The organism is Nonomuraea sp. B12E4 (genome assembly GCF_039871825.1).
Lineage (GTDB): Bacteria > Actinomycetota > Actinomycetes > Streptosporangiales > Streptosporangiaceae > Nonomuraea.
Genome location: NZ_JBDPME010000002.1, coordinates 639,265 through 654,216 on the forward strand (window position 1 = coordinate 639,265; position 14,952 = coordinate 654,216).

Below are 14,952 nucleotides of genomic sequence, written 5' to 3' on the forward strand. Positions count from 1 at the left end.
GGAGGATTCATGTCCGCCACCTCCACGTTGGTGTTCGTTCACGGCTTTTGGCACGGCTCCTGGTGCTGGAGCGAAGTCGTCCCTCATGTGGTGGCCGCCGGGCGTCTGGCCGTTGCGGTGGACATGGCGGGGCACGGGCTGTACGCCCGCCGCCCTCAGTGGTTCACCGAACAGCCGTACAATCCCGAGGCGGTCAGCACAGAGGTTTCGCCCGTCGCGGACGTGAGTCTCGACGATGCGGCCGAGTTGCTGACTTCTCAGATCAAGCGGATCGGCGGTGGCGAGCCGGTTACGGTGGTCGCCCACAGCGCGGCCGGCCCCGTGCTGACGCGAGTGGCCCAGCGGACGCCCGAACTGGTTGCGCACGCGGTGTACCTTTCCGCGTACATGCCGGCATCTGGCACGCCTGCTGCGGCCTACACGCAGATTCCGGAGGCCGTCGGTGGCCGGGTAGCGCCGTTGTTGCAGGGCGACCCGGCCCAGACAGGCGCGCTGCGGCTCGACCTGGCCACGGACGACGCGGCCTACCGGCAGCGGCTTTACGAGGCGTTCTATGGTGACGTGGACCCGGTCCTCGCCGACGCCGCCACCGGCCTGCTGACGCCCGACGGTCCGATCGGCATCATGCTGGGCACCACCACGCTGACCCACGACGGCTGGGGATCGGTGCGGCGCACGTACCTTGTCTGCACGCGGGACATGGCGATCCCGCCGGGGGTGCAGGCGAAGTTCGTCTCCGAGGCCGACGCGGCCTTTCCGGACAACCCGACCTCCGTCGGCGCGCTCGACGCCTCCCACTCGCCATTCCTCTCCACGCCCGGCGAGCTGGCCGGCATCATCACCCCGATCGGCTGACACGGGGCTGATCCCGGCCGGGAAGCGGGATCCCGTATCATGCTCGTCTCTACTCGCTTCCCACGCCTGCCAGGAGCTTCGCCGTGCCTTCGGGTGCCTCCACCGGGAAGTGGTGGCTGCCCAGGTCGACGAGCACGATGCCGAGACGGTCCCCGTAGCGGTCGATCGCTTCTTGCGTCACCAGGTCACGTATCGCGAACACGGTGATCGGCTGCTTTGTCTCACGCAGCGCCGCGTCCATGTCCCAGCGCACCAGACCCTCGATGGAACGCAGGCCCGCGGGCTGCCGCACCGCGACCATCTTCTCGAAGTATGAGTCCTTGAGGGCTGGGTCCGTCCCCGCCTCAGTTGCAGGGGGCCATGACAGCGCGGCGCTTCCCGCGTACCTGGTTCATGGGCACGCGACCTCGTGTCACACCTGCTGCCGGACTGACAACACCCGCACCGCCGGCCACGTACACGCACAAGCACGCACCTCCCGGGGAGCCTTCACATCGGGGCGATGGCTGCCTCCATCTGCGTCGTCATCGGCGAACTTCTTTCCGGTGGTTCGGGGACGGGCCCATGGCTCCTCCCGCTCGGCCGTCCGCGCCGGCGGGGCGGCCCCGGACCCGGTCACGCCCTGGCACCGCCCCCGCACCCACCATGACCGGTCTTTGCCCCCCGCACGCCCACGCCCGGCGGGGCACACCCGGCCGGGCGTGGGTGTGCCCCGCCGGACCGGTCACTCTGCCGGGCGTGCGCGCGTGTCCGCCCGGGCCGGTCACCCTGCCGCCGGTGACGGGAGGCCGCGCGCCGCGGCGACGCGTGCGGCGAGGGCCGCGGCCAGGGTCTCGCAGTCATCGATGGTGAGCGGGGCGTGGGGGAGGAGGTAGAGCAGGCCGCCCGGGCCATCGAGGAGGCCGACCGGCGGGGGAGACGTGGAGGTGCCAGGCGGCGTGATGGTCATCACCATGAAGGTCATTATTCCGGGGGCGACCGACATTTTCGGAGGTCCACCGCCGAGTCCCGGACTCCAGCCGAGCGGCGATCAGGCTGGTGCCGACGTTGGCGTGGGCTCGCCGGAGCATTTCCCCCCGCAGTATCCATGGGTGACGATCAGCCGCGCACGCCCTGACGTGTAGGCCTGCGAGCCGACGTCGACGATCACTCCCTGGCAACTCGGGCAGGTGAGCGGCTGGTCGGCTGCCGCAGGAGCCTCTTCCGCGTCCTCGTGCGGGCGGTCGTCCGCGCGAGGACGGGCACCGGGGTCACGCATGCCATCACCATGGATCACGGGCTCGGCCACGACACTGCTGACTGACGACTCGCTCATGTGTACTCACTATGCCGCAGCCCGCCGACAATTCCGCCGCGTAACGACGCCTTCCGCCCCACGCCACCCCTGGCGAGCCTCACGGTGTGCTCCGCCACGAGGACGCTGGGAGCAACCTCGCGATCATCGACCTGCCGGAACGGCGTTCCCTCCCGGGCTCAGCGGTGGCCACGGCTAAGCGCTTTCCTCCACAGTGCGGCGATGCCATTCCGCCAACTCGACCAGCAGCCCATCGGCCGCACCGCCGAACATCGCCGCCAGGGCCTCACCGGTGTCCACCACGACAACGGTATCGAGCAACTCCGCGCGCAACTTCGCCGCTCTCAGGTCCCCGGCACCGTCGGGATCGAACGCGGTGGCGGCCAGAAACAAGCCACCGACGCCCGCCGAGGTCGCGACCTGGCGGGCCTGAGTGCCCAAGACCGTCGAGGCGTTGGCGGGCGCGGCCGGCAAAACCGGTTGAGCATCGCGCAGCAACAGCGTGAGCGGCCGCGCCGGCACCACTTCCCCCAGTTCGCCCTTCGGTACGTGGACGCCGCCGTCGGTGCGGCGTGTCACGTCCTGCGGGGACCCCCACGGCAGCCCCCTGGCTTCGTCGTCCACACTCGCGCGTGTGAACAGACCGCCATCGGCGTCGACGACAAGGTCCCCCGGCTGCCACTGCTCGCCATCAAGCGGTATGTGCCCGTTCCTCATGGTGGGCACGCTACGCCTCGGTTGCGACAAAACGCCCCACCGCGTTGGGCATCCGCGAGCGGGTACGGCTTCGCAAGCCCCAGCGGGTCACGCTGCATTCGTGGAGCTTCCACCAGTTGGGAGCCTTTATCGCCTACAAGGCGGCCCGTGCCGGGGTCGCCGTGATCCACGTGGACCCGTCCTACACCTCCCAGCAATGCTCGCATTGTGGCCATGTGGACAAGAACGACCGGCCCAGCCAGGAAACCTTCCTCTGTACGTCGTGCGGCTTCGCTGAGCACGCCGACGTCAACGCGGCCCGCAACATCGCCTCACGCGGTGCTGCGGGCTGGGCAGTGCGTCACGCTGCCTGACGCGGACCGGACCGTCGATGCCATCGACGGCGAGGAGCTGCAAGCTCGGTTCGTTTACCGCCGAGAAGCTGACAGCAGGGCTTCGGCCGTGATCGGGAGCTCGCGGACGCGGCGGCCGGTGGCGTGGAAGACGGCGTTGGCGATGGCGGGTGCCACGCCGATGTGCACCACCTCCCCGAGGCCCTTGACGCCGATCGGACCGGCCTCGGGGTCGGCACCCTCCAGAAAGACGGCCCGCAGGTCGGGTACGTCGGCGTTCACCGGGACGAGGTAGGAGGCGAGGTCGGCATTGACGATCATGCCGTCGCGGTGGTCGGTGACCGTGCGCTCCAGCAGGGCGGCGCCGATGCCGCCCACCATGCCGCCGAGCGCCTGGCTCTCGGCGAGCTTGGGACTGATGATCCGCCCCGCGTCGTAGACGCCGAGCATCCGCAGCACCCGGACCAGGCCGAGCCTGTGGTCCACGGCGACCTCGGCGAACGTCGCGCCGTAGGCGGCCGTGGCGAACCCGGATTCGGCCGGCTCGAAGAGGCCGAGCGTTTCCAGGCGGGCGCGGCCGTGCCGGGCCAGGAGCTGCTGGTAGGTCTCGCCGCGCGCGGGGTCGTTCTTGACGTGCAGCCGGCCGCCGCTGACCGTGACGTGACCGGCGTCGGCGCCGTGCAGCGGCGATCGCCCGTCCGCGACGGCCAGCTCGATCGCCTGGCGCCGTAGCCTGTCGCAGCCGTCCTGGACGGCGGACCCGACGCTCGCCGTGGTCTGCGAGCCCCCGTGGGCCGGGGTCCGCGGCATGGCGGAGTCGCCGAGCCGGAACTCCACGGCCTCCACGGCCAGGCCGAGGGCGTCGGCGGCGATCTGGGTCATGGAGGTGTACGTGCCGGGGCCCATGTCGCTGGTCGCCGCCTCGACCAGCGCGGTGCCACGCGCGTCGAGCAGGACCCGGGCCTGGGCCGGGTTCCGTACGGTGCCGTGGACGCCGGCGGCCATGCCGAGGCCGATCAGCCAGTCTCCGCGGCGCGTGGACCTCGGTTCGGGGGAGCGCCGGTCCCATCCGAATGCGCGGGCGCCCACGGTGTAGCACTCGCGCAGCCGCCGGGTGGAGAACGGCATCCCGTTCGACTCGTCCTCGGCCGGTTCGTTGCGCCGCCGCAGCTCGATCGGGTCGATGCCGAGCTCGTGGGCGAGTTCGTCCATCGCCGACTCGATGACGTAGGCCGCCGTGACGTGACCGGGGCCGCGCATGTACAGCGGAGTGTTCACGTCCAGCGGCACGGTCCGGTACGTCTGGCGGACGTGGGGCATGCTGTAGAGCATCTGCCCCGCTACCAGGACGTTCTCCCTGAAGTCCTCGTACGACGAGGTCTCCGCCCTGATGTCGTGGACCATCGCGGTCAGCCGGCCGCGCCGGTCGCTGCCCAGGCGGAGGCGATACTCGTACGCGGGCCGGAAGCCCGTCCCCGAGTAGAGCTGCCGGCGGGTGAGGACGAGCTTGACCGGGCGGCCCACCACACGCGCGGCCAGGGCCGCGATGATGACGTGCGGCCAGGCGCGCAGGCCGCTGCCGAACGCCCCGCCCACGAACGGCGAGATCACCCGCACCGCACCCAGCTCGACGCCGAACACGGCGGACAGTTCCCGCTGCGTGCCGACGACCCACTGGGTCTTGTCCCAGACCGTGAGCCGGCCGCGGTCCCAGCGGGCGATGGTGGTGTGCGGCTCCATCGGGTTGTGGTGGTTGCGGGCGGTGCGGTAGGTCATCTCCAGCCGTATCTTGGCGGACCGTGCGGCCAGGTCGGCGTCGCCGCGCGCGTAGGTCACCGGAGTGCTCGCGGGGGCGCCGGCCAGGTCCGTGGACGGCTGCTCGGCGTCGTAGCGGACCGCGACCAGGCTCGCGCCGTGCCGGGCCGCCTCCGGCGTCGTGGCCACCACGACCGCGACCGGCTGCCCGCGGAAGCGGACCCTGTCGTCCTGGAAGACGCGCAGCCGCTCGCCGTCTTCCGGGTTGTTCGAGCTCGGGTTGGGGAGGTAGGCCAGTTTGGGCGCGTTGCGGTGGCTGATGACCTTCAGTACCCCGGACAGGGCCGAGGCCGCGCGGGCGTCGATGCCGGTGATGCGCCCGCGGCCCACGGTGCTGCCGACGATGGCGGCGTGTACGACCCCGTCAACCGGGTGGTCGGCGGCGTACTTCGCCTGTCCTGTCACCTTCAGGCGCCCGTCCACCCGGGACAGCGGCGCCCCGACGGCTCGCGGGCTCATGCGGCGTCTCCCATGAGGTCCCCCACAACACGCAGTTGGCGTTCGACGGTGCGCTTGAGAAGTTCGATTTTGAAGCTGTTGTGTTCGAGCGGGCGGGCCCCGTCGGCCGCCCGCTCGGCGGCCTCGGCCCACAGCGCCCGCGAGGGCCGTTCACCGATGAGGCGGCGTTCGACGGCGGGCAGCTTCCACGGCACGGTGCCGACCCCTCCGGCGGCCACCTTCGCCTCGTGGATCACTCCGTCGCGCAGATGCAGCACGACCGCCGCCGAGGTCAGCGCGAACTCGTACGACTGCCGGTCGCGTACCTTCAGATACCCGGATGCGAGCGGGCGCGGATGGGCCGGGATCTCGACGGCGGTGATCAGTTCCCCCGGCCGCACGGCCTGTTCGCGGTGCGGAGTGCCGCCCGGCGGCAGCAGGAAGTCGGCGAAGGCGACGCTGCGCTGCCCGTCCGGGCCCAGCAGATGGACGTTCGCCTCCAGCGCCGCGAACGCCACGGCGACGTCCGAGGGATGCGTGGCGGCGCAGTGGTCGGAGGCGCCGAGGATCGCGTGTGTGCGGTTGAAGCCGCCCAGCGCCGCGCACCCCGAGCCCGGCTCGCGCTTGTTGCAGGCCGCCGTCACGTCGCGGAAGTAGGGGCATCGGGTGCGCTGCATGATGTTGCCGCCGATGGTGGCCATGTTGCGGAGCTGGGCGGAGGCGCTCGACTCCAGGGCCTGCGAGATGACGGGGAAGGTGGCGCGTACCTTGGGGTGGGCGGCGGCCTCGGCCATCCGCACCAGTGCGCCGATGAGCAGGCCCCCGCCCGCCGTGGCGGTGATCTCGCCCAGCGGCAGGGCGCTGATGTCGACCAGGGTGGAGGGACGCTCGACGTTCTCGCGCATCAGGTCGACCAGCGTGGTGCCGCCCGCGAGGTAGCGGCCGCCACGACGCCCGGCGGCGAGCGCGCCGGCGATGTCGGAGACCTTGGTGTAGGTGAAAGGGTGCATCGGAGCCGGATCTCACGTCGCCCCGGCGGCCTGCTCGACCGCTTTGACGATCTTCGTGTAGCAGCCGCAGCGGCAGAGGTTGCCGCTCATCCACTCCCGGATCTCCGCCGGCGAGCGGGTGTGGCCCTCCCGGATGCAGCCGATGCCGGACATGATCTGGCCGGGGGTGCAGTAGCCGCACTGGAAGGCGTCCTGCTCGATGAACGCCTGCTGCAACGGGTGCAGTGCGCCGTCGCCGCCCGGGACGAGCCCTTCGATGGTGGTGACCTCGGCGCCCTCCAGTCGCACCGCCAGCGTCAGGCAGGCATTTACCCGGCGACCGTCCACCAGCACGGTGCACGCCCCGCAGGCGCCGGCATCGCAGCCCTTCTTGGTGCCCGTCAACGCGAACTGCTCGCGCAGCAGGTCCAGCAGCGAGGTGCGGTTGTCGATCATCGCGGTACGCCGCTCGCCGTTGACGGCCAGCGAGACGCTTCCGCCGGGCGGTGCCACCGGCTGGGTCCCGAGCGGAGCCGGCCCTCGAACCCTCTCGCCCGCCGCGACCACGCTACCGACGGTCGCCGCGGTCGCCGTCGCCGTCGCCGTCGCGATGAACGTACGCCGGGACAGCGGCAACGCGGGCTCCTCCTCGGGCGGGACAGGTGAGCCCGAGAGTTCGGAAGACATGTGCACCCCTCTCGATCCGGTGTCGCCGGTGACCGCTCGTGCCGGTGCCCGGCAGTCGGCAGGCGGAGCCGGCGAGCCGACCCCCTCCCCGGGCCGTTACCCACAAAAGCACAGGTTAACGACCCGCGGAGGGGGTCTGTCGTAACAGCCGGTCGCGGGCTCGGCTACCCACGGCGGGATCGGCGCGCAAGCCGGCGAGGGGCGCAGGCGTGGTTCGTCCCGGAGAAGGGCTCGGAAGCGGCGGAGCCGCCGGCATCATGACACGACGCACAACGGGCCGACCGCGAGGCGTTGCGCTGCGGCTGACACGGGCGTGGGCACGCCGCGACGCCGTTCCCCGACATCGACCACCTCACTCGCCCGCCCGGCCGCTCGGCCGTCCCGGCAGGGAGATCACCCGCATGGGTTTGTTGGAGCGGGGCTTCCGCCCGGCATCACAGGAGGGCTTCGATGGTGATGGGGAGGGCGCGGATCGGGCGGCCGGTGGCGTGGAAGACGGCGTTGGCGATGGCGGGCGCCACACCGACGATCACCACCTCGCCCAGGCCCTTGACGCCGATGGGGTCGGCGGTGCGGTCGTCGCCGCCCAGGTAGATGGCGTTGACGTCGGGGACGTCGGCGTTGACGGGGACGAGGTAGTCGGCCAGGTTCGCGTTGACGATGCGGCCGTCGCGCGGGTCGGTGACGGTGTGCTCCAGCAGGGCCATGCCGATGCCGCCGACCATGCCGCCGATTGCCTGGCTTTCGGCGAGCTTGGGGTTGATGACGCGGCCGGCGTCGTACACGCCGAGCACCTGCCGGATGCGTACCAGGCCGAGGCGTTCGTCGACGGCGACCTGGGCGAACACCGCGCCGTAGGCGTGCGTGGAGAACCGTTCCACCTCGTCCCCGGGGGTGTACCCGCCGCGCGCCTCCAGGTGGGGGAGGTTGGTGCGGGCCAGCAGTTGCCGGTAGGTCTCGCCGCGTTCGGGGTCGTCGCGCAGGTGCAGGCGGCCGTTCTGAACGGCGACGTCGTCGGCTGAGGCTCCGTGCAGAGGCGAGCCAGGGTCGTCGACGGCGAGCCGGATGGCTTGCCGGCGGAGCTTGTCGCAGGTGTCCTGGACGGCGGAGCCGACGCTGGCCATGGTGAGGGAGCCGCCGTGGGGCGGGGACAGCGGCATGGTCGAGTCGCCGAGCTGGAACCGTACCTCGCGCGTGGGGAGGCCGAGGGCGTCGGCGGCGACCTGGGTCATGGAGGTGTAGGTGCCGGGTCCCATGTCGGAGGTCGCGCTTTGGACGATCGCGTTGCCGTCGGCGTCGAGTCTGGCCAGGGCCTGAGCCGGGGCGCGCAGGGTATGGTAGCAGGCTACGGCGACGCCGGTGCCCAGCAGCCAGTTGCCGTCGCGGGTCGAGCGTGGCTTGGGATCGCGATCCTCCCAGCCGACAGTGCGGGAGCCGATGCGGAAGCACTCGCGCAGCCGCCGGGTGGAGAACGGCGCCCCGGTGCCCGGATCCCGGTCGGGTTCGTTGCGCAGGCGCAGTTCGATCGGGTCGATGCCGAGTTCGTGGGCGAGCTCGTCCATGGCGCACTCGATGGCGAATGCGGCGGTGGCCGCCCCGGGGCCGCGCATGTAGGTGGGGGTATTGATGTCCAGCGGGATCGATCGGTAGGTCTGGCGGACGTTGGGCGTGGCGTACACCATCTGGCCCGGTATGGTCAGCGCCTCCCGGTAGTCCTCGTAGGTGGAGGTCTCGGCGCGGATGTCGTGCACGGCGGCGGTGAGGCGGCCGTCCTGTCCCGCCGCGAGGGTGAGAGTGTAGTCGGTGACGGGACGGTGCCCCGTCCCGGTGTACATCTGCTTGCGGGTCAGTACGACCTTCACCGGGCGGCGCACTTGGCGGGCGGCCAGCGCGGCGATGGTGACGTGCGGCCAGGCTCGTAGTCCGCTGCCGAACGCGCCGCCGACGAACGGTGAGATGACCCGGATCGACTCGGGCGGGATGCCGAACACGCTGGCGAGGTCGGCCCGGGTGTTGAGGACGTTCTGGGTCTTGTCCCACAGGGTGAGCCGGTCGCTGTCCCAGCGGGCGATGGTGGCGTGTGTCTCCATCGGATTGTGATGCTCACGGGTGAGCCGGTAGGTCTGTTTCAGCAGGGTGTGTGCCTGCCGCAGCGCCGTCTCGACGTCGCCTCGCTGATAGTTCTCCGGCTCGTTGGGCGGGCCTGCCGGGGCGGCCAGGTCGGTCGCGGGCCGCTCGCCGTCGTAGCCGACCCTCACCAGAGTCGCCGCGTGCTGGGCGACCTCCAGGGTTTCGGCCACCACGACGGCGACAGGCTGGCCGAAGAACCTGACCCGGTCGTCCTGGAAGACGCGCAGGCGCTCGCCCCCTCCCCGAGCGGGATCGGGCACACCGCGGAAGGGCAGGTAGGGCAGTTTCGGCGCGTTCAGGTGGCTGATCACCGTGAGCACGCCGGGCAGGGTGTCGGCGGCCCGGGTGTCGATCCCGTTGATCCGTCCCCTCCCTATGGTGCTGGTGACGATCACGCCATGGACGACTCCGCGTACGGTGCCGTGGGCGTCGTGCTCGGCGGCGTAGGCGGCCTGGCCGGTCACCTTCAGCCGCCCGTCCACCCGGGACAGCGGCGTGCCCGCCGCGGGCCGTGTCATCGCGTTCCTCCCACTGTGCGTAGTTGACGTTCGATGGTGCGTTTGAGCAGCTCAGCCTTGAAGGCGTTGTGGCGCAGCGGGCGCGCGCCGTCCGCCGCGACCGCTGCGGCCTGCGCCCACAACTCCTCGGAGGGGTGGGCGCCCACCAACTGCCGCTCCACCGCGCTCAGCCGCCACGGCACCGTGCCCACCCCGCCGGCGGCGATCCGGGCGTCGCGGATGACACCACCGGTGAGGTGCAGCGCGACCGCAGCGGAGGTGAGCGCGAACTCGTACGACTGCCGGTCGCGGACCTTCAGGTAGCCCGAGCGCAGGGGTTGCGGGTGCGGCGGGATCTCCACGGCGGTGATCAGCTCGCCCGGCCGCAGGTCGTGCTCGCGGTCGGGCGTGTCGCCCGGCCGCAGCAGGAACTCGGTCAGGGCCAGGCTGCGCTCCCCGTCAGGGCCCAGGAGGCGCACGATGGCGTCCAGTGCCACCAACGCCACCGCCAGATCGGACGGATGGGTCGCCACACACGCATTCGACGTTCCCAGGATCGCGTGCGAGCGGTTGTAGCCCTCCAGGGCGGCGCACCCGGACCCGCGTTGCCGTTTGTTGCAGGCGGCACTGACGTCACGGAAGTAGGTGCAGCGGGTGCGCTGCAGGATGTTGCCGCCGATGGTGGCCATGTTCCGCAGCTGTGCCGACGCGCTCAGCTCCAGCGCCTGCGCCACCACCGGGTAGGCGCCGCGCACCCGCGGGTGCGCGGCGACGTCGGACATGAGCGCCAGCGCGCCGATCCGCAGCCCGCCGGACGCGGTGGCCCGCACCTCCCACAGCGGCAGGCCGCTGATGTCGACCAGCGTGCCAGGGCGTTCCACCGTCTCGCGCATCAGGTCGACCAGCGTCGTGCCGCCGGCGATGTAGCGGCCGCCGCGCGCCCCGGCCGTGAGCGCGGCACGGGTGTCGGCAGGCCTGGTGTAGGCGAAGGGGTACATGTCAACTCCTGCCCTCGCGCGCCGTCCGCGCGACCGCGTTGACGATCTTGACGTAGCAGCCGCAGCGGCAGATGTTGCCGCTCATCCACTCGCGGATCTCCTCCCGGGAGCCGGTGTGGCCCTCGCGGATGCAGGCCACGCCGGACAGGATCTGTCCCGGGGTGCAGTAGCCGCATTGGAAGGCGTCCTGCTCGATGAATGCCCGCTGCAACACGTGCAGCTCACCGTCCTCGGAGGCCAGGCCCTCGATCGTGGTGACCTCGGCGTCGTGGCACCGCACCGCCAGCGTCAGGCACGCGTTGACGCGGCGGCCGTCCACCAGCACCGTGCACGCACCGCACGCGCCCTGATCGCAGCCCTTCTTGGCGCCGGGTAAGGCGAGCCGCTCGCGCAGCAGATCCAGCAGCGACGTCCGGTTGTCGATCGTCACCTGGTGCCGTCGCCCGTTCACGGTCGCCGACAGCGCACTGCTGTGGCCACCGGGTGCCACGAGCCGTTTGATCGACGCGCCGGCCTGCTCCGTGGCGAGCGCGGACGGAAGGATGCCGGCCACCGCACCACCGGCAGCGGTCGTCGAAAGAAAACTCCGCCGGGACGCCCCCGGCGGGGCGTGCCCATCGCGGCGATCTTCGTCAGGGAGCTTGTCAGACATGAACTCCTCACTTCTCTTCGATCAGCGAGAGGACCGAAAGGCGCGGTACGGGCACACCACATCGAGCGAGCGTGCGCCGCAGGTCAGGGGCAAGAAGCGCGGGGGCGTGCGGCACCGCCACGCATCTCGTGCTTCTTGGGTTGGTGTGCTCTCAGCGGCCTACCCGCGGGTTGGGATCAACCAGCCTCGGGCGAGTCGCCACTGCCAGTACAAGTGCCGGACAGATAGGGAGAAAGGCACTGGTGAAGGGTGTACTGGCAGGGCATCCCAGCAAGGTGGAGGGCGGCCTACCCTGGGAGGGTGGACAACCGCAGCCAGATCAGTGAGTTCCTGACCTCCCGGCGCGCCAAGATAAGCCCACAACAGGCCGGGTTGTCCTCCCATGGCACCCGCCGGGTTCCCGGACTGCGCCGTACCGAGGTCGCCCAATTGGCCGGAGTGAGCGTGGAGTACTACTCCCGCCTCGAACGCGGCGACCTGTCAGGGGCGTCCGACCACGTCCTGGGCGCCCTGGCCCGTGCGCTGCGGCTCAACGACGAAGAACGCATCCATCTGGAGGATCTTGCCCGTGCCGCGGGCCGCCGTCCGCGGCGGCGGCGCCCTGCCCACAACCAGGTGCGGCCCTCGGTCCAGCGGCTCCTGGACTCCATGACAGGCGCCCCGGCTTTCGTCACTAACGGCCTCAGCGACGTCCTGGCCACCAACACTCTCGGCCGTGCCCTGTTGGCGCCCATGTTCGACGCGGCCCGCGGCGCCACCCCCAACCACGCCCGGTTCATCTTCCTCGATCCCCGCTCCGACCAGTTCTGGGGCGACTGGGATGGCGCCGCCGACATCACCGTCGCCCTCCTGCACGCCCAGGCCGGCCGCGACCCCTACGACAAAGACCTCACCGACCTCATCGGCGAGTTGTCCACCCGCAGCGACGACTTCCGCACCCGTTGGGCCCGCCACGACGTCCGCCAGCACCACCTCGGCAGCAAATCCGTCCGCCATCCCGTGGTCGGTGACCTCCACCTCACCTACGAATCCCTGGAGCTGGCCACCGACGGACTCACCGTGGTCGCCTACGGCGCCCCGCCCGCAACTGATTCCGAAGACAAACTTCGCCTCCTCGCCAGCTGGGCCACCACACTCGACCACGGCACCGCCGCCCCCTATGCGCCGAACGCGGCCAGCACACCCGGCGGCATCACCAGGGTCCAGGACTGAACGCCAAAGATCAGCCGATCACCGCGGCCGACGGCCCGAGGATCGGATGCTGCCAGGCGACAAGCGCGTCGGCTGGCCTCGCGTGATCGGTCCCGCGGCACCGCAGACCAGCGCCGCCCCGCTGGCGGAAGCGTCAGCGTCATCGAGGCGGGCCGGACGTTGCGGCTCGGCCGGTCCACCGCCTGCCAGGCCCTCGCGGATGCTGTGACAGGGCCTCCCTCTCAGCCGCGACGATGCGAGGCGTCGAAACTGGCTGGGTCGTCGCCGGCACGGTTCAGCCACTCCGACAGCAGGGTGCGTTCGGCGTCGGTGAGCATCGGCAGCTTCGGGGCGATGGCCCGGAACGCGACAGTCGCCGCGGTCGTGCCGTCGGCGGGAAGCGCCGGCGCATCGGTGAGGATCTGTCGCATCACTGCTTCATACATCGCGTCGGCAAGGCCGAGGTCTCGGTCCTGCGGTGGGCTGGACAGCAGGGTGAGCACGGCGCCGGTGCCGGCGGCGTGAATGAGTTCGACGGCGCGCCGTTCGGTGACCCGAAGCCGGCCGATTGCCGCGATGCGCCGCACCCGAGCACGCAGAATCTCCAGCCCGGCGGCCGCCGCTGGTGAACGTGTCCCGCGGTTGGGATCGGTGAGCAGCCCGAACAGTGCCGCGTTGGCAAGGCCGAAGCCGATATGCGCATCCCATCCGGCCCGAAGATCCGCCACCGGGTCGTCGCTGTCCTCGACGAGCCTCTTTCCGGCGACGTAGGTGGTGAAGACGTGTTGGGCGACAGCATCGAGCAACGCGTCCTTGTCCTCGAAGAACCGGTAGATGGTCGGTGCCTGCATACCGGCCGCCTGTGCGACCGCGCGGGTGGTGACCGCGGCTGTGCCCTGCTCGTGCAGGAGTCGCGCCGCGACCTCCACGATGCTCGCTCGCGTTTTGTGCTTGCCGGCGTTGCCCGACCTGGCGTTCTCCATATTTCCAATGATAACGCATTTGTGCTATCTATGTTGCTATCCTTGGTAGTATCAGCGTTAAGGCGCTTCTTGAGAGGATGAATCATGATCATCATCACGGGCGGAACCGGCCAGCTCGGTTCTCAGATCGTTGATCGGCTGATCCGGAGGGTTCCGGCCGGCCAAGTCGGTGTCAGTGTTCGCGACACTGACCGCGCGGGTGACCTGGCCGCACGTGGGGTGCGCGTGCGGCGCGGCGACTTCACTGACCGGCGCTCCCTCGCCAAGGCGTTCGAGGGCGCCACGCAGGTGCTCATCGTCTCGACGAACCAGACGGGCGAGGCGGCGGTTGCCCAGCACGTCGCGGCGATCGAGGCCGCACGCGACGCCGGTGCGCGACGCATCCTCTACACCAGCCACCAGGGCGCCACCGAGGATTCGGTCTTCGCCCCCATGCCCGACCACGCCGCCAGCGAGCGCCACTTGTCCAAGACCGGCACACCGTTCACGGCGCTCCGTAACGGTTTCTACGCGAGCACAGTCCGGCGCCTGCTCGGCCGGGCCCTCGAGACCGGCGAGCTCATCGCGCCGGCCGACGGCCCCGTGTCGTGGACAACGCACGCCGACCTAGCAGAAGCGGCGGCGATCATCCTCGCGGACGAGGGCCGGTTCGACGGTCCAACCCCGCCGCTGACCGCGCCGGTCGCGCTCGACCTCCAGGACATCGCGGGCATCATCACCGAGCTCACCGGACGCACCATCAGACGCGTCGTCGCCGACGACGCCACGTGGACGGCTACCTTGATCGGCCACGGCGTGCCCGCGGATCAGGCCGACATGCTGCTCGGCATGTTCCGCGCGGCACGCCGCGGGGAGTTCGCCACCACCGGACCCGAACTCGAGAACCTCCTCCAGCGCGCAGCCACGCCGGTCCGTACGATCCTGGAGGCGGCCATCAACGAGCGCTAGCCCCCGTTTCCCGCATGTGAGTGATCTTCAGCGGAGGTCTCGTGGATACGTCCCGCACCGGGCAGGCCGCATCCACCGACCCCCGGAGCGGTAACCGCGGACAGAACGCGGCCACCACCGGTCACGCTCCGAGCATCTTCTCGACACTGGCCTGTCCCCACCGCATGGTGTCTCACCAGCGTGCCGCGGTGCCGCGTGAGCTCGGTCCTGATCTGCCGAGCGAGCGCCCGGTAACAGGTGCGTTCTGCGCCCAACGGCGATGAGTCTCACGGTGGTCCCAGGTCTACACGTCACACCGCGGCCGCGTCCATGATCGTGGTGTATGAGAAGACCACTCGTAATCCGGCGAATTCTTAAGCGGTAATCGCCTCAATATTCACTTTAGCATCATTCGTCTCATTCGTCTCATTCTGGGTGTCGGCGTGC

Annotated in this window: 13 protein-coding genes and 1 pseudogene; 4 read left to right on the top strand and 10 right to left on the bottom strand. The window is 70.6% G+C overall.

The annotated features are described in order from the left end of the window. Positions 1-9 precede the first annotated feature (9 nt). The gene (locus ABGB18_RS08725; RefSeq protein ID WP_347694864.1) at positions 10-855 is read left to right on the top strand and encodes an alpha/beta fold hydrolase; all 846 of its coding nucleotides are present in this window, start codon (positions 10-12) and stop codon (positions 853-855) included. Positions 856-904: 49 nt separating this feature from the next. On the opposite strand, the gene ABGB18_RS08730 is transcribed toward ABGB18_RS08725, so the two are convergent. The 3 genes from ABGB18_RS08730 to ABGB18_RS08740 all read right to left on the bottom strand — a co-directional run bounded on the left by ABGB18_RS08730 (position 905) and on the right by ABGB18_RS08740 (position 2,866). Beyond that, the gene (locus tag ABGB18_RS08730; RefSeq protein WP_347694865.1) at positions 905-1,156 is read right to left on the bottom strand and encodes a hypothetical protein; all 252 of its coding nucleotides are present in this window, start codon (positions 1,154-1,156) and stop codon (positions 905-907) included. A gap of 462 nt (positions 1,157-1,618) precedes the next feature. Beyond that, positions 1,619-1,810 carry a hypothetical protein gene (locus ABGB18_RS08735; RefSeq protein WP_347694866.1) on the bottom strand — a complete coding sequence of 64 codons (192 nt, stop codon included), beginning with the start codon at positions 1,808-1,810 and terminating at the stop codon, positions 1,619-1,621. A gap of 534 nt (positions 1,811-2,344) precedes the next feature. Further along, positions 2,345-2,866 carry a hypothetical protein gene (locus ABGB18_RS08740; protein ID WP_347694867.1) on the bottom strand — a complete coding sequence of 174 codons (522 nt, stop codon included), beginning with the start codon at positions 2,864-2,866 and terminating at the stop codon, positions 2,345-2,347. 47 nt (positions 2,867-2,913) lie between these two features. Here ABGB18_RS08740 and ABGB18_RS08745 point away from each other — a divergent pair. Beyond that, positions 2,914-3,219 (top strand): annotated as a pseudogene (locus tag ABGB18_RS08745) (transposase); the annotation flags it as partial. A gap of 54 nt (positions 3,220-3,273) precedes the next feature. On the opposite strand, the gene ABGB18_RS08750 reads toward ABGB18_RS08745, so the two are convergent. The 6 genes from ABGB18_RS08750 to ABGB18_RS08775 form a co-directional block, all read right to left on the bottom strand. Then, positions 3,274-5,472 (bottom strand): xanthine dehydrogenase family protein molybdopterin-binding subunit, encoded by a 2,199-nt coding sequence (locus tag ABGB18_RS08750; protein WP_347694868.1) that lies wholly within the window; start codon positions 5,470-5,472, stop codon positions 3,274-3,276. Then, on the bottom strand, positions 5,469-6,461 hold the full coding sequence (locus tag ABGB18_RS08755; RefSeq protein WP_347694869.1) for a xanthine dehydrogenase family protein subunit M: 993 nt from the start codon (positions 6,459-6,461) through the stop codon (positions 5,469-5,471). The genes ABGB18_RS08750 and ABGB18_RS08755 overlap by 4 nt, the downstream gene beginning before the upstream one ends. A gap of 12 nt (positions 6,462-6,473) precedes the next feature. After that, positions 6,474-7,127: a (2Fe-2S)-binding protein gene (locus ABGB18_RS08760; RefSeq protein ID WP_347694870.1), complete on the bottom strand. Its 654-nt coding sequence runs from the start codon at positions 7,125-7,127 to the stop codon at positions 6,474-6,476. A 434-nt stretch (positions 7,128-7,561) separates the two neighbouring features. Further along, positions 7,562-9,775 carry a xanthine dehydrogenase family protein molybdopterin-binding subunit gene (locus ABGB18_RS08765; protein ID WP_347694871.1) on the bottom strand — a complete coding sequence of 738 codons (2,214 nt, stop codon included), beginning with the start codon at positions 9,773-9,775 and terminating at the stop codon, positions 7,562-7,564. Beyond that, entirely contained in the window at positions 9,772-10,752 is a 981-nt protein-coding gene (locus ABGB18_RS08770) for a xanthine dehydrogenase family protein subunit M (protein ID WP_347694872.1), read from the bottom strand. Before ABGB18_RS08770 ends, ABGB18_RS08765 begins: the two co-directional genes overlap by 4 nt. Before the next feature lies 1 nt (position 10,753). Then, positions 10,754-11,404 carry a 2Fe-2S iron-sulfur cluster-binding protein gene (locus ABGB18_RS08775; RefSeq protein ID WP_347694873.1) on the bottom strand — a complete coding sequence of 217 codons (651 nt, stop codon included), beginning with the start codon at positions 11,402-11,404 and terminating at the stop codon, positions 10,754-10,756. A gap of 300 nt (positions 11,405-11,704) precedes the next feature. Here ABGB18_RS08775 and ABGB18_RS08780 point away from each other — a divergent pair, with 300 nt between their 5' ends. Then, on the top strand, positions 11,705-12,616 hold the full coding sequence (locus ABGB18_RS08780; protein ID WP_347694874.1) for a helix-turn-helix transcriptional regulator: 912 nt from the start codon (positions 11,705-11,707) through the stop codon (positions 12,614-12,616). A gap of 221 nt (positions 12,617-12,837) precedes the next feature. On the opposite strand, the gene ABGB18_RS08785 is transcribed toward ABGB18_RS08780, so the two are convergent. Then, positions 12,838-13,578 carry a helix-turn-helix domain-containing protein gene (locus ABGB18_RS08785; RefSeq protein WP_347694875.1) on the bottom strand — a complete coding sequence of 247 codons (741 nt, stop codon included), beginning with the start codon at positions 13,576-13,578 and terminating at the stop codon, positions 12,838-12,840. An 84-nt stretch (positions 13,579-13,662) separates the two neighbouring features. On the opposite strand from ABGB18_RS08785, the gene ABGB18_RS08790 reads away from it, so the two are divergent. After that, on the top strand, positions 13,663-14,526 hold the full coding sequence (locus ABGB18_RS08790; protein ID WP_347694876.1) for an NAD(P)H-binding protein: 864 nt from the start codon (positions 13,663-13,665) through the stop codon (positions 14,524-14,526). The last annotated feature ends 426 nt before the right edge of the window (positions 14,527-14,952 follow it).

Coding starts and splice junctions, on each gene's coding strand:
- ABGB18_RS08725 (WP_347694864.1), top strand. CDS start 10: ATGTCCGCCACCTCCACGTTGGTGTTCGTTCACGGCTTTTGGCACGGC.
- ABGB18_RS08730 (WP_347694865.1), bottom strand. CDS start 1,156: ATGGTCGCGGTGCGGCAGCCCGCGGGCCTGCGTTCCATCGAGGGTCTG.
- ABGB18_RS08735 (WP_347694866.1), bottom strand. CDS start 1,810: ATGGTGATGACCATCACGCCGCCTGGCACCTCCACGTCTCCCCCGCCG.
- ABGB18_RS08740 (WP_347694867.1), bottom strand. CDS start 2,866: ATGAGGAACGGGCACATACCGCTTGATGGCGAGCAGTGGCAGCCGGGG.
- ABGB18_RS08750 (WP_347694868.1), bottom strand. CDS start 5,472: ATGAGCCCGCGAGCCGTCGGGGCGCCGCTGTCCCGGGTGGACGGGCGC.
- ABGB18_RS08755 (WP_347694869.1), bottom strand. CDS start 6,461: ATGCACCCTTTCACCTACACCAAGGTCTCCGACATCGCCGGCGCGCTC.
- ABGB18_RS08760 (WP_347694870.1), bottom strand. CDS start 7,127: ATGTCTTCCGAACTCTCGGGCTCACCTGTCCCGCCCGAGGAGGAGCCC.
- ABGB18_RS08765 (WP_347694871.1), bottom strand. CDS start 9,775: ATGACACGGCCCGCGGCGGGCACGCCGCTGTCCCGGGTGGACGGGCGG.
- ABGB18_RS08770 (WP_347694872.1), bottom strand. CDS start 10,752: ATGTACCCCTTCGCCTACACCAGGCCTGCCGACACCCGTGCCGCGCTC.
- ABGB18_RS08775 (WP_347694873.1), bottom strand. CDS start 11,404: ATGTCTGACAAGCTCCCTGACGAAGATCGCCGCGATGGGCACGCCCCG.
- ABGB18_RS08785 (WP_347694875.1), bottom strand. CDS start 13,578: ATGGAGAACGCCAGGTCGGGCAACGCCGGCAAGCACAAAACGCGAGCG.
- ABGB18_RS08790 (WP_347694876.1), top strand. CDS start 13,663: ATGATCATCATCACGGGCGGAACCGGCCAGCTCGGTTCTCAGATCGTT.